Origin of the sequence: Anaerococcus urinomassiliensis, assembly GCF_900128425.1 — a bacterium.
Lineage (GTDB): Bacteria > Bacillota > Clostridia > Tissierellales > Peptoniphilaceae > Anaerococcus > Anaerococcus urinomassiliensis.
In genome coordinates this window covers 1,357,634-1,372,157 of the sequence record NZ_LT635782.1, presented here as the reverse complement: position 1 = coordinate 1,372,157, position 14,524 = coordinate 1,357,634, and the positions used below count along the sequence as shown (strand labels likewise).

The window sequence follows — 14,524 nt, the reverse complement described above, 5'->3', positions numbered from 1 at the left end:
GACTTTTTCATTGATATATAAAGAAAGGATTAATCTTTGAATAAATTTAAGATAAATTCCGAATACAAACCAAGAGGTGACCAGCCAGAGGCTATTGCTAAGCTTGCTAAGGGCCTTAAGGAAGGTAAAAAGCACCAAATTCTAAGAGGGGTTACAGGTTCTGGCAAGACCTTTACCATGGCAAATATAATCGAGGAGGTCCAAAGGCCAACCTTGATTCTTGCCCACAACAAGACCTTGGCCTACCAGCTGTTTACAGAGTTTAAGGAGTTTTTCCCAGACAATGCTGTGGAGTATTTTGTTTCCTACTACGACTACTACCAACCGGAAGCCTATGTAGCTGCAACTGATACTTATATTGCCAAGGATTCTTCTATCAACGATGAGATCGACAAGATGCGCCACTCTGCGACCATGGCTCTTTTTGAGAGAAGAGATGTTATAATCGTGGCATCTGTTTCTTGTATCTATGGTCTAGGTGACCCAATCGACTACAAAGAACTAGTCGTATCCTTGCGCCCTGGCCAAGAGATCGCTCCGGAAGAAGTGATGAGAAAATTAATAGATGTTCAATATGTAAGAAATGACATTGACTTTGAGAGAGGGACTTTCAGACGTCGTGGAGATATACTAGATATTTTCCCAGCAGGTTTTGACCAAAAAGCCATCAGAGTTGAGTTTTTTGGTGATGAAATCGAGGAGATTTCTGAGTTTGATTCCCTAACAGGAAAGGTGACAGCGAAGCTAAGCCACGGCTACATTTATCCTGCCAGCCACTACGCTACAACTAGTGAAAAGACAGAGCGTGCCATTGTTACTATCGAAGAAGAATTAGAAGAACGTCTTGCTGAGCTAAATAGTCAAAACAAGCTTTTGGAAGCTCAAAGGTTGGAGCAAAGAACTCGCTACGACATAGAAATGCTAAAGGAAATAGGTTTTTGCTCAGGTATAGAAAACTACTCCAGACACCTAAGCCAAAGAGCACCAGGATCTAGACCATATACCTTGATAGATTATTTCCCAAAAGATTTTGTCCTTATGGTTGACGAATCCCACGTATCCATCCCTCAAGTAGGGGGCATGTATGAGGGAGATAGGTCCAGAAAGCAAAACCTAGTCGACTATGGTTTTAGACTTCCATCAGCCCTTGACAATAGACCTTTGAAATTCCATGAATTTGAAGGTTTAATCGACCAAGCAATCTATGTTTCAGCAACCCCAGGTCCTTACGAAATGGACAAGACTGGTGGAAAGATGGTAGATCAAATCATTCGTCCTACAGGGCTATTAGACCCACTTGTTGAAGTTCGTCCAACAGAAAATCAAATCGACGATCTAATGGAAGAAATTAACAAGACCACAGAAAAGGGCGACAGGACTTTGGTTACAACTTTGACCAAGAAAATGGCCGAAGATTTGACAACCTACCTAACTCAAAATGGAGTAAAGGTAAAATACTTGCACTCAGATATCAAAACTATAGAAAGATCTGAGATTATAAGAGAGCTTAGACTTGGAGAATTTGACGTACTAGTTGGCATCAACCTCCTTCGTGAGGGTATAGATATACCAGAAGTTAGCCTTATAGCCATACTTGATGCTGACAAGGAAGGCTTCCTCAGGTCAGAAAGATCCCTTATCCAAACTATTGGTCGTGCTGCTAGAAACAGCGAAGGCCATGTAATCTTATATGGGGATTCTATAACCAAGTCTATGAAAATTGCCATGGATGAAACAAGCCGTCGTCGTGAGATCCAAATGGCCTTCAACGAAGAACATGGTATAGTACCAACTACAATCAGGAAAAATATCGGCGAAATGATTCAAGTAACCAAAGAAACAAAAGAAGAGGAAGTTGAAGAATTTAGCCGCGAAGATATAGATACAATATTGATCAATCTTGAAAGTCAAATGTATAAGGCAGCAGAAGAGCTTGACTTTGAGAGAGCTGCCAACATTCGTGACCAAATCAAGTCTATGAAAGAAAATTTCCAAGGAGCATAAATTGACAGAACACGACATAGTTATAAAAGGTGCTCGCACCAACAACTTAAAAAATGTCAACATAACTCTGCCACGCGATAATATGATAGTTTTTACTGGGCTTTCCGGATCTGGGAAGTCCACTTTGGCCTTTGACACAATTTATGCCGAGGGACAGAGGCGCTACGTAGAAAGTCTATCATCCTATGCTAGGCAGTTTTTGGGCAATGTTGACAAGCCGGATGTGGATAGCATAGAGGGACTTTCCCCATCTATATCCATAGACCAAAAGACAACCAATAGAAACCCAAGATCAACTGTAGCAACAGTTACAGAAATATACGACTATTATAGGCTGCTCTATGCCAGAATTGGCGATGCTTATTGTCCAGTTTGTGGCAAGAAAATCGAAGCCCAATCCATAGACCAAATGGTAGACCATATCCTGGAGTTGCCAGAAAGGACTAGGATACAGATCCTTGCTCCTATGATAAAGGGCAAGAAGGGCCAACATAAAAAGGCTCTAGAAAATATCCAAAAACAAGGATTTGTGAGAGTTATCATAGATGGAGAAAAATACGACCTGGCAGAAGAGATTGAATTATCCAAAACCAAAAAGCACGACATATCAATTGTCGTAGATAGGATTGTCATCAAAGAAGGCGTCAATGCTAGACTTACAGATTCTTTGGAAACGGCCTTAGGCCTTGCTAATGGCTTGGTCATAATCGATGTCATAGACGGAGAGCCTTTTATGATGAGCTCCAAGCTTGCCTGTCCAGACGGCCACGTGAGCCTGCCAGAGATTACACCGAATATGTTCTCCTTCAATGCACCAATAGGCATGTGCCCAGACTGTAATGGTCTAGGTTTTCACCTACAAATTGACCCAGAGCTTGTAATCCCACAGAAAAATCTTTCTATAGATGAGGGGGCCATTGATGCCTATGCTGGTTCTGCCAAGGGTTCATACTATTACGAAACTATCAAGGCCATATCCGACCATTATGATTTTCCAACTGATAAGCCAATCAAAGATGCTCCACAAGAGATGATAGATGATATCCTTTATGGGACCGACTACGAGCTAAACTTTGTCTTTGACTCCAGATTTTCTGGCAGAAAGAGATACAAGGGCAAATTTGAAGGAGCTATCACTAACCTATCTGACAGGTACGAAAGGTCAAACTCTGATTCACTAAGGAAAAGAATTGGTGAATTCATGGGCGAAGAAGAATGCCACACCTGCCACGGAGACAGGTTAAAGCAAGAAGTTTTGGCCATCAAAATAAACGAGACAAACATATCAGATTTGACCAAACTTTCTGTAGAGAAGTCTATAGAATTTTTTGATAAACTAAAATTATCAGAAATGAAAGCAAAAATAGCAGAGCTAATCGTAAAGGAGATTAAGGCGAGATTAAAGTTCCTAAATGACGTAGGCCTTGGCTACCTAACCCTAAGCCGTGCTGCATCAACCCTTTCTGGAGGAGAAAGTCAGAGGATAAGACTGGCTACCCAGATTGGCTCGGGCCTTGTGGGAGTATGCTATGTCCTAGATGAGCCATCAATAGGACTACACCAAAGAGATAATGACAAGCTAATAACCTCCCTAAGAAATCTCACAGATATAGGAAACACCCTAATTATCGTAGAACACGACGAAGATACCATTCGTGAAGCTGACTATATAGTAGATATAGGTCCAAAGGCTGGAGTCCACGGGGGAGAAGTTGTGGCCAAAGGAAGCCTAGATGACATTATAAAAGCCAAAAATTCTATCACAGGCGACTACCTATCTGGCAGAAGAGAAATCCCAGTTCCTAAAACAAGAAGAAGCTCGGACAATTTTATAGAGATTAAGGGAGCCAAGGAAAACAACCTCAAAGATATAGACGTTAAGATACCTCTTGGCGTCTTGACATCTGTGACAGGAGTATCAGGTTCGGGAAAATCTTCACTGATAAATGAAATCCTCTATAAGTCTGTTACAAGAAGGCTCAACAAAACCAAGGTTCGCCCAGGCAAGCACGACGATATCCTAGGTCTTGATCAAATCGACAAGGTCATAGCCATTGACCAATCCCCAATAGGAAGGACTCCGAGGTCCAATCCTGCAACCTACACCAAGGTCTTTGACAATATCCGAGATGTATTTGCCATGACCAACGAGGCCAAGATGAGGGGCTATGCCAAGGGCAGATTTTCCTTCAATGTAAAGGGTGGACGTTGTGAAGCCTGCAAGGGTGATGGTACAATCAAGGTAGACATGATGTTCTTGCCAGATGTATATGTGCCATGCGAAGTTTGCCATGGTAAGCGCTACAACCGCGAGACTTTAGAAGTCAAATATAAGGGCAAAGATATATCAGAAGTTTTGGATATGACAGTTGAAGAAGGCATAGAATTTTTTGAAAACCACGCCCCAATTGTCAGAAAACTCCAAACCCTCTATGATGTAGGACTTGGCTATATCAAGATTGGCCAACCATCCACAGAACTATCTGGTGGAGAGGCTCAAAGAGTAAAACTTGCCACAGAACTTGCCAAAGTAGGCACAGGCCAGACCCTATATATACTCGATGAGCCAACTACAGGCCTACACATGGCTGATGTCCACAAACTAATAGAAGTCCTAAACCGTCTAGTTGACCAGAACAACACGGTGGTTGTCATAGAGCACAACCTAGATGTAATCAAAGTTTCTGACTACATTGTAGACCTAGGACCAGAAGGTGGAGATGGTGGTGGGACCCTGGTGGGAGCTGGTACTCCAGAAGAGATAGCAAAAAACAAAAAATCATACACGGGCAAGTACCTAAAGAAAATTCTTAAAAAATAGGAGAAAATAATGGGATTTGAAGATAAAAAAGACAACAAAGTAGACACAAAAAGAAACGGTAGACCAGTAAGCTTTTCAATGGGAGATGGTCAAGATTTCTATATAGACCTTCCAGAATCCATTCCAGGCCAAGAGGATGTGGCTAATGATGAAAGCGCAGAAGTTTCAGCAAAAGATTTAAGTAACAAGCTAAACAAGACAACAAAGGAAATCGAAGATCTACTAAAAAGTGTTGGTATTGACGATGTTTCAAAGATTTTAAATGAAGATAATTAATCAAGGCTGCTTCGGCAGTCTTTTTTTGTTTGAAAATATTTTTGACAAGTACACTTGGCATATGTATAATTAAATTACCAAGTATACTTGTCAAAAAGGAGAAAAATATGGATAGAGAAGAAATACTCGCAAAAAGCAGAAAGGATTATGAGAAAAATGATGAGTATCTCTTAGATGCACTGACAAAAGCAGGAAAGATTTCAAGTCAAGTTGGCCTAATAGTGACTGCCATTATAGTGGCTGGAGATCAATTTGTCTTCAATACTTACAATTATGGCGCCCAAGCTATATATTTTGCTATTATGGGGACTATGATTCTAGTCAGATACAAATACATCAGAGAAAAGAAAGACCTAGTTTTGGGAATTATTTTTGCCTTAGGTGGATTATTAAGTCTAGTAGCTCATTTTATGAGTTTCAACTAATAAGGTGAATCTATGAATGAAGAATTGATACTAAAAAATAGGCTCAAGGAAGTAAGAAAGGCCAAAGGATATTCTCAACAAAAGCTAGCCGACGAAGTTGGTGTTTCTAGAAACACCATAAGTTCCATAGAAACAGGCCAATTTAATCCGACTGCCAAGTTGGCCTTGATCTTGTGCATAGCCCTAGATGAAAAATTTGAAGATTTATTTTACTTTTAGCAATGATGATTTCATATAAATTTGGGTAAAAACTTAGAGAAGTATTAATTGTTTTTTAAAAATTATTAACTATAAAAGATAAAGGAGTAAAGCTATGATTGAGATAAAAAATGTATCTAAATCTTTTGGCAAAGTCCAGGCCTTAGATGATGTCTCTTTTACTGTTGAAAAAGGAGATGTTTTTGGCTTGATTGGCCAAAACGGCGCTGGTAAATCCACTCTATTTCGTTCAATGATGAATTTCTTTGACGATTACAGTGGAGAAATCCTCTACGATGGAAAACCAATGGCCAAAGTTCCCCTAGAAAAAATTGGATTTTTGCCAGAAGAAAGATCTCTTTCACCAAAAAAGACCATTGAAGAGGAAATCCGCTACTTTGCAAGACTTAACCAAATGGACAATATCCCTAAAGAAACTTTGGAAAAATGGTTTGATAGATTTGAAATCAAGGGCAAGTTAACAGACAAGATCAAATCCCTATCCAAAGGGAACCAACAAAAAGTCCAACTCTTGGCAGCAGTAATCTATAGGCCAGAATTTGTAATCCTAGATGAACCACTTTCAGGCCTTGATCCATACAATATCAGGCTATTGGAAGATATCATCAAAGAACTAAACTCCATGGGTATGACTATATTGTTCTCATCCCACAACATGGAAAACGTGGAAGCCCTCTGCAATAAACTTGTCATGCTAAAAAACGGCAAAGTTGTCCTAAATGGTACTCCAGCAGAGATTAGAAATACTTATCCAAGAGAGGAAATCTTGGTAGAAACAGATAGGGACTTGTTGCCACTTATAGATGGCAAGGTCAAATCTTACACTAAAAATGGCAATATTTGGAAACTTTACCTAAATGACCAAAACGATAGCAGAGAGATTTATGAATCAATCAAAAACCATATAGGTTTTGTTAGCCAATTTAGCCAAGCTGCTCCTACACTAAATGAGATATTTGCAAAGGTGGTGGAAAGTCATGAATAGAATGAAAATTGTAGCCCAAGATACTTTGATGAAGCAAATCAAATCAGGTTCTTTCTGGTTTATGATCTTATTCCCAATAATTATGATGGTCATAACCATGGCCATAGGATATTTTGCTAGTAGCTCTGGCAACGACATGGCAGTCATAGCAGATGAAAGTATAGCACCATACTTTGAAAACAACCCAGACTATGATTTTAGGCTTATCAGCGAAGATGAACTTGATAAGCTATTGGACGATAAGGAAATCTCATCCTATGCAAAAGTCAAAAATGACAATGGCCTAATAAAAGCTGACTATATGTCAGGCTCATCATCAATGGGCCAAAAACTAACCCTACAAGCAATACTTAGTCAAATACAAACAGACATCAACGCCCAAAAGGCTGACCTTAACCAGGAACAAATAAAGGCCTTAGGAAAGATGCCAGTAATCAATGAAATCAGCGATGAAAAAGAAGAAAATAGGTCAATGGGTATGATAATCTACTTCATCTTCTTATTTTTGATGTATATGATATCAATCAGCTTTATAAATGTAGTCCTATCAGAGACAGCTACAGAAAAAGGAACAAAGATGATAGAATTCATCTTCTCATCAGTAAGACCTGGAGACTATTTTGCAGGAAAAATGCTAGGAAACTTCATAGCAGTCCTCATACAAATGCTGACCTATGTAATATTTGGAGTCATAGGATTTAATATAGCAAAAGCTAAGGGCATACTAGATGGATTGCCAATAAACCTAGCCATGGGCCCAAACTTTACTCCGATTTTGATAGAAATGATACTCCTATTCCTACTAGGGATATTCATCTTCCTAATAGCAGCAGGCATGCTAGGATCATTTGCAACAAAAGTAGAAGACGCAGGCAAAATGGGCTCACCACTAATATTTTTAATAGTAATCCTATTTTTCCTAGCCTTCAACTTAATGAATAGAGGAGATGTAATGGTAGGCAAGGTCCTATCCTATGTACCATTTGCATCAACATTCTTTATGCCACTCAGACTACTAAACGGCTACGCCACAATAGCACAGGGAGCCATATCAGTAGTAATACTTTTAATATCAATATTATTAATGTACAAATTTGGAGAAAAAGTTTATAAGAAGAATATATTAAACTATTCAACAGATGGTTTTTTCAAAAGAAAAAAGAAATAAAAAAGTTTTTATAAAAAACTTTAAGAAAAAATGGAGCATATACTGCTCCTTTTTTTGATGGGAAATTATCTAAATTATCAGCATGACTAAGACACCCTCTTAATATCATCAATCGCTACAACATATACAAGATCTTATCCTAGAGGGAAGGTCTTTTAAAAAATAATAGAAGGATCTTTAAAAAGAAAGCAAAAAGAAAAAAATTTTCTTTCTCTTATTATTTAAGGAATGGATATCTTATGTTTTTTTTATTATTTAAGGCTGTACCGTTGCACCTCGGGGGATAGGAATTAGGGGTAGCGGAGACCCCTTTTTCCTTTCCCCCGATCCCCCTAAACCTTCTACACCCCCACCGCTCCTGCGGAGAGCAATGAGCAGTAGAAGTTTGCTCCGCAAATTCTTTTGTTTTAACTGTTAATGCATTACATGCTGCACCATATAGTATAAGTGTTTTTAAGCTTAGAGGAGGAAAAAATTGGTGTTTTAAAATCTCATAATTTCGTTTAAAAAATCGCATGTTTGAGCGTAGCGAGTTTGCGATTTTTAGAAATTTGAGATTGACAAAACCCTATTTTTGATGTCGATATAATACTTCGCTCCACGCGAAGTGGCCGTTAGGGTGAGTTTGGTAGGGGTTTGGGGACCCTTTGGAGGGCGAATCGGAACGCCCTTAAAGGGTCCCCAAGAGGGAGAGGTTAGAGTATATAATATTGTTATTTTAAGTGATTTATATAACTATTATTAATGAATGTTTATGGACACACCCTATATGATAAATAAAAAATATTTATTTCTAGTTTCTTGTTAAAGTTCATCCGGTCAGTCCTTAAAAGGACCTGCTTCAAGTCTGAGATGGTGTTCCTAGAGAATATAAATTAACTTTATGAGATGATATATCAAGAAAATATAATTTATATCATAAAAATAAAAGTTACTATTACTTTAAGAAAAGTTCTCAAAGTTTCTAACCTTGCCTTGCCCTAATATATCTCATAGGAGAATATATTGCCCAGGTTGTGTTCCATAGTAGGTCAGCGCCCATTATAATTTCAATCTTTCCATCATTTAATGCTGGGTTTACTTGGGCTTGGGGTAGGGTTATGGTGTCTTCGTCTATTTTGATGGTTAGGGCAGTTTCGTAGGTGAGCTTTTCCTTATCTAGACCTAGCATTTCCATTGTTTCTCTTCTGCCATCTTTGCCTGTTATCTTATCGAAGATATTTTGGCTTATTGATGTGACTGGCTTTGATGTGTCTAGGGCAGCTAGTACTCGCTCTCCCATGAAGTCAACATATAGGACTGGGGAATTTGGTTTATCTTTTGCTTTTGGATCTTTGAAATCATCTACTTGGACTTGGAAGTCGCCTATCTTGAGATTGCCCCTAAAGCATAGTTGAGAGATGATATTCCAGCCCAATATCATATCTGCAGGGAAGGCGTTGCCTTGTGGGTCTTTTATGAGGTCGAAATTTTCGTCTTTTGTCACTACTACTGGTGCTGATCCTATTTCAAGTTCACCTAGATTTAGTCTGATTCTTGCTCTTCTCCATCCCTTTTTGTCATCAATTGGCTTTTCGTCTATATAGTCTATGTCTATTTGTTCGGCTAGGGATTCTTTAATCAAGGTATTGCCCTTGGTGTCAAACATTGCTGTTACTGGTATGCCTCCTGCCTTTGCCTCTATGAAGACATAGTTTAGGTATTTTGCATCAGAAAGTGCTATTTTTGTAAATTTCATTTTTTCTCCTTAATATTTGTGTTTGCTAAAAGCTTATAATGTCTTGTTGATTACTTCTATTTTTGTAATAGCCTTGCCATCAGTATAAAAAACATACTGGGTATTGTTGCCTGCATCAAAGACAAGGCTAACTTGGCCATTTTTGTTCTTTTTGCCAATGGACATTCTTTGAGGATTCTGATTTTGCTTATCAATTTTCTTAAGCTCATCTATACCTTGGCTTAGGAATATATTGCCAATGCTTAGGTCAAGGCTCTGATCACTTGTGATTTTTGCGATTTGCCCATCTTTGATATCCACATCAAAGTCATTAGTATTTTTGATTACAAATTCTATATCATTAGCATTTTCATCTTTCAAAAACGGGGAATGTAGTTTTATCTTATACTCCTCATTTGGAGCTAATATCTTATCGTCCGTATCTGCATCAAAATTGGCCCCCAAAAGCTCTTCTATCTCGGCTATGGTTTCTGGGAACTTGACACTTTGGCCAAATACTACGAATTCTCCCTCCACATAGGACTTATCCCTCATAAAATCTTTGGAAAATATTGCAGCTGATACTAGCTTGTCATCGGAAAAATATAGGGAAACATAGTCATTTTTCGTTTGATAATTGAGACTTTTTTCCTTATCAGTACTTGCTTCTTCTTTATAATAATCATCCAAGAGCTTCATAGCCTTGGAGTAATCATCTCCAAATCTGAGACCGTTGATCTCAAAGTCATTATTTAGGGCAGAGTTGATATAAATTTCTGTAATAAGTGCATCCTTGGTAGGAATTTTCTTCTCGCTGTTATTTTTAAAAGACCCACCAAAGTCGGTATTAGCCGAGGAGAAGTTTACCATCAACTGTTCGTCCTTGTTCAAAGTTTCCTTGTAATAATCATTTTCGACTAGCTTTATACCACTTTTTGTAAAATCACTATACTTTAAAGGGAGTTTATAATTTATGCCAGCTAGGCTAAAACTATTTTCCACTTTCTTAGGACTCTTTAGGGGAGCCAAAGAAGTTTTATTATTCTCCTTGGGATTTTGCCCACATGATGATAAAATAATTATAAATAAGACTAACAAAATTTTCTTCATATTTTTTCCTACAATTTTAAAAGTTAATATAATTATAATACATTTTCTTTCATAAAAAAAGGCTGAATTTGAACAATGCAACCAGGAGTTTACAAATTTCCAAAGCCGATTGCTGGTATGCACCTTTAAGATTTAATAAAATAATAGCAGAAAAACAAAGGAGGAATTTATGATACTCGCAGATAAAATTATAAATTTAAGAAAAAAAGAATCTATGACCCAAGAAGACCTGGCCCAAGAGATTGGTGTCAGCCGCCAATCAGTTTCCAAATGGGAAAGTTCTATGGCTATGCCAGATTTGGACAAAATAGTCAAACTTTCAAATATTTTTGGGGTTTCCACAGACTTCCTATTAAATGATGATTTAGGTATGGAAAATATTATAATAAATGACAATGAAGAAAGCAAAGAAAGATTGGTTGATCTTAAAGCTTTAAACGAATATTATGATAGCTACGAGAAAATCGCAAGATCAATCGCCCTTGCTATACCACTTTTTATCCTATCTTCATTACCAGTCCTAATATTGGGAGCAACTAATGAAGCTTTGGCAATAGTTCTCACATTGATACTAGTGGCCATATCTGTAGCTATATGTATCCACGCAGGTTTTGTTTCAAATTCTATAGAATATGTAGAAAAAGAATCCTACACTTTTGCCTATGGAGTAGAAGGTGTCATCAAGAAAAACCTTGATGCCTATATGCCGACATTAAAAAGAAATGTCATAATAGCAGTACTTTTATACATCCTATCTCCAATAGGATATATAGTAGAAAACCCAGCCAAAGATGGATATAACATAGTATTTCTAGTCCTAATAGCCCTAGCAACTTCGCTTATATCCTATACCCTTATCAAATATTCGTCACTTCGTGATATTTTGGCATACAGGGATCCTAAGAAACAAAAGAAAGAATCATGGATGAACAAGTTTTCAGCCATACTTTGGATATCAACCATAGCAATTTTCCTAATCTACAGCTACACAAGTGGCAATTGGGGCAGAAGCTGGCTTATATTTGTTATTGCCGGGGTGATACAAACAGCAGTTGGAATAATTTCTGACTAAAAAACAAACTTATAAACAGGTGTCAGTTTAGTTTGCACCTGTTTTTTTGTCGGGAATTTTCACATCCTTTTTCTATATAAGTATAGAAGGGAGGTGAAAACCATGGAAGTAATCTGTATATATAAAGAAGAAGACGAAGAAAAAGAAGACAAAGAGGATAAAACAGACAATAAATAAGGATACGACAAGTTTTTCGCCCTACTGAAAGATTCTTTAGCGCGAAATAGTTTTTCTACTAGTATAAACTTCTAGAAATCCATGACCATCCTACAAACTACATGCGAGGAGGTATATATGGATATAACAAAACTAATCGGAGACCTAGGCTTTCCAATAGTAATCACTCTGATACTAATCTATCAGATAGATGGAAAGCTAGATCAAATCCTACAAGAAATCAGAGAAATCAAAAACTACAAATAAGGAGGGCATATGCCATCAATTGACAAAATGCTAGCCTTTGCCAGATCCAAACACCACAAGGTGAGATATTCCATGGCCTACCCAGCTCGTCTGGGTCCAGGGTCCATGGACTGCTCATCCTTTGTCTACTATAGCCTCATAGCAGGAGGATACTTGCCAGCAAACACCACAATTGGCAACACAGAAAGTCTATACAAAGAAAAAGGCAGGGCATTAGAAGAAATCTATTCCTACCAAGAAATCTTGCCCGGAGATATATTTATCAGGGGCATAGAGGGCAAATCTGCTGGGGCGGGAGGACACACGGGGATTTTCACCAGGAAAGGGGAGATCATCCACTGTAACGCCCTAAATGGAACCGTCACTATCAACAACGAATCATCATTTATCAGATATTTCTTGGACTTAAGACGTTCAAATACCGAGCGCTACTTTAGACCCATAGGCATAAGCGAGCAAAAATATATTAACAAATCCGGCAAGGCCATAGTCCACTACCCAACCAATGTCAGAGCCTACCCATCAACCAAGGCCCCAATTGTAGCTTGCTATCCAGCCAATTCAACCATCTACTACGATAGAATCCTTGCCACAAATGGCTATTGGTGGATATCATACATCGGCCAAAGCTCTGGCAAAAGAAGGTATGTAGCCTACAAAGACAAGAAAAATTCCTGGATTAGCCTCTAAAAGTTGTCATTATGGGTATAAATAAAGCAAATAATCACACTTACCCAGATAAAGGAGGCTATTTTGGCTGATAAAAACACACAAAATCAAAACAGTAAAGTAGAACAAAATAAGAAAGCAGAAGATTTAACAAAAGACCTAGACCAAGGCGAAGAATTATACACAGGCTTTGGCTTTGGCAACATAAACATAAACGTAGAAGTCCCAAGCCCTAGCATAGATCAAAGAGACTCTATAAAAAAAGAAGAAAAAATCATAGAAAAACCAAAACTTACAATAATAGATGACAGGAAAGAAGAACAAGTAAAAGAAATCGAAATAAACACAAAAGAAAGCACAGATAGGAAAATCACATCCACAATCACCAGTGAAACAAGAGAGATACCAAAAGAATCAAAAGTAGTCATAGAGCCTCATCATGGAAACATCAGAAGCCACCAATCTACTATGGCAAGGGGAGAAAATCAAACAAGCTATCTCCTAGAAACAGAAGAGGGCAACACTTACCAAAGACCAATAAGTAAAACTTACAGCAAAAGCTACAAGCAGGTAAACAAAAATGTGCAAAGATACGCCAACAAACAAAACCCAGACTACGAACTCCAAGGCGTATACTTCACTAACAAAAACCAAACAACCAATCCCCTAAGCCTCAAAAACCCACTAAACCAACCAATAACCACAAGCCCACTATCAATCAAAAGCTATTACAAAAATATGAAAAAACAAAACAAAAAACAAATCCCATGGAAACCAATAGCCCTAGGACTCGCAGCAACCATAGGAGCCTTCAAAATAATCACAGCAATCACAGATGATGAAGAAGAAGGTTTTATCTTTTAGCAAAAGAAACAAAACGCATCTAAAAAAGGTGCGTTTTTTTAATAAAAACTTTTTGGTAAAAATCTTTTTACAATAAAAGTGATGAATATCTTATATTTTATCTATAATTTGAGGTTATACCTCTGTACTAAGGGGGTAGGGTCGAGGGGTAGCGGAGACCCCTACGTCCCTTCCCCCTTACACCCCCAAACTCTTTTCTACGAAAACTCGCTTCTTACGAAGCTCTTCCGTGCTACCGCACTATGTTTTCGGGATAAATGACCGAAATCAACGGTCATTTATCTCCCACCGCCACTGCGTGGTGCGCAGAGCAGTAGAAGTTCTCTTCGAGAATTCTTTTGTTTTGATTTTATTAATTAACTGTATTATTCCAACACACCTGTCATACTTCTTGACCTATCCCAAGTCCCTACATCTAGGGTGGCAAATTATATTTGACATCTTCGAGATGAGCTGAAAGCGAATCCGAAGAACTTTTTGTGAAATTGATGGAAGGTCAAATGTCGCGAAGTCCAAATCTATATGATTTGGCTAACGTAACCGACCGAGGGAACGAATGTGACCGAAGGATCTTTATCTATAATTTTAATCCACTGAAAATCATAAATCTTAGTAGTGGAAAAAATTGGGTTTTTAGATCTCATAATTTCGTCTAAAAAATCGCACTGTTTGAGCGTAGCGAGTTTGCGATTTTTAGAAATTTGAGATTGATAAAACCCGATTTTTGATGTTTATACTTCACTCCGCCCCACGCGAGTGGCAGAGGGGTGC

At 38.1% G+C, this 14,524-nt stretch carries 13 protein-coding genes; 11 read left to right on the top strand and 2 right to left on the bottom strand.

Annotation, left to right across the window (positions count from 1 at the left end):
- Nucleotides 1-36 precede the first annotated feature (36 nt).
- The 7 genes from uvrB (at nt 37) to BQ7474_RS07460 (ending at nt 7,898) form a co-directional block, all read left to right on the top strand.
- Nucleotides 37-2,004: an excinuclease ABC subunit UvrB gene (gene uvrB, locus BQ7474_RS07490; RefSeq protein WP_073998297.1), complete on the top strand. Its 1,968-nt coding sequence runs from the start codon at nt 37-39 to the stop codon at nt 2,002-2,004.
- A 1-nt stretch (nt 2,005) separates the two neighbouring features.
- On the top strand, nt 2,006-4,825 hold the full coding sequence (gene uvrA, locus BQ7474_RS07485; RefSeq protein ID WP_073998296.1) for an excinuclease ABC subunit UvrA: 2,820 nt from the start codon (nt 2,006-2,008) through the stop codon (nt 4,823-4,825).
- A gap of 9 nt (nt 4,826-4,834) precedes the next feature.
- Entirely contained in the window at nt 4,835-5,101 is a 267-nt protein-coding gene (locus BQ7474_RS07480; RefSeq protein ID WP_073998295.1) for a hypothetical protein, read from the top strand.
- A gap of 107 nt (nt 5,102-5,208) precedes the next feature.
- Nucleotides 5,209-5,526, top strand: coding sequence for a DUF6442 family protein (locus BQ7474_RS07475; RefSeq protein WP_073998294.1), 318 nt, complete (start codon nt 5,209-5,211; stop codon nt 5,524-5,526).
- Between the two features lie 12 nt (nt 5,527-5,538).
- Nucleotides 5,539-5,745, top strand: a complete 207-nt coding sequence (locus tag BQ7474_RS07470; protein WP_073998293.1) for a helix-turn-helix transcriptional regulator — start codon at nt 5,539-5,541, stop codon at nt 5,743-5,745.
- Nucleotides 5,746-5,839: 94 nt separating this feature from the next.
- Nucleotides 5,840-6,730 carry an ABC transporter ATP-binding protein gene (locus BQ7474_RS07465; protein ID WP_073998292.1) on the top strand — a complete coding sequence of 297 codons (891 nt, stop codon included), beginning with the start codon at nt 5,840-5,842 and terminating at the stop codon, nt 6,728-6,730.
- Nucleotides 6,723-7,898, top strand: coding sequence for an ABC transporter permease (locus BQ7474_RS07460; protein WP_159429554.1), 1,176 nt, complete (start codon nt 6,723-6,725; stop codon nt 7,896-7,898). Before BQ7474_RS07465 ends, BQ7474_RS07460 begins: the two co-directional genes overlap by 8 nt.
- Before the next feature lie 964 nt (nt 7,899-8,862).
- Here BQ7474_RS07460 and BQ7474_RS07455 read toward each other — a convergent pair.
- Together BQ7474_RS07455 and BQ7474_RS07450 are read right to left on the bottom strand one after the other, a co-directional pair.
- Nucleotides 8,863-9,636: a pepsin/retropepsin-like aspartic protease family protein gene (locus BQ7474_RS07455; protein ID WP_073998290.1), complete on the bottom strand. Its 774-nt coding sequence runs from the start codon at nt 9,634-9,636 to the stop codon at nt 8,863-8,865.
- Between the two features lie 33 nt (nt 9,637-9,669).
- Entirely contained in the window at nt 9,670-10,725 is a 1,056-nt protein-coding gene (locus BQ7474_RS07450; RefSeq protein WP_073998289.1) for a hypothetical protein, read from the bottom strand.
- Nucleotides 10,726-10,894: 169 nt separating this feature from the next.
- On the opposite strand from BQ7474_RS07450, the gene BQ7474_RS07445 reads away from it, so the two are divergent.
- From BQ7474_RS07445 to BQ7474_RS07430, 4 genes are all read left to right on the top strand, one after another.
- Nucleotides 10,895-11,797 carry a helix-turn-helix domain-containing protein gene (locus tag BQ7474_RS07445; RefSeq protein ID WP_073998288.1) on the top strand — a complete coding sequence of 301 codons (903 nt, stop codon included), beginning with the start codon at nt 10,895-10,897 and terminating at the stop codon, nt 11,795-11,797.
- A 294-nt stretch (nt 11,798-12,091) separates the two neighbouring features.
- Nucleotides 12,092-12,220, top strand: coding sequence for a YvrJ family protein (locus BQ7474_RS07440; RefSeq protein ID WP_073998287.1), 129 nt, complete (start codon nt 12,092-12,094; stop codon nt 12,218-12,220).
- Nucleotides 12,221-12,229: 9 nt separating this feature from the next.
- Nucleotides 12,230-12,910: a peptidoglycan amidohydrolase family protein gene (locus BQ7474_RS07435; protein ID WP_073998286.1), complete on the top strand. Its 681-nt coding sequence runs from the start codon at nt 12,230-12,232 to the stop codon at nt 12,908-12,910.
- 63 nt (nt 12,911-12,973) lie between these two features.
- Nucleotides 12,974-13,753 (top strand): hypothetical protein, encoded by a 780-nt coding sequence (locus BQ7474_RS07430; protein ID WP_073998285.1) that lies wholly within the window; start codon nt 12,974-12,976, stop codon nt 13,751-13,753.
- Nucleotides 13,754-14,524: the final 771 nt, after the last annotated feature.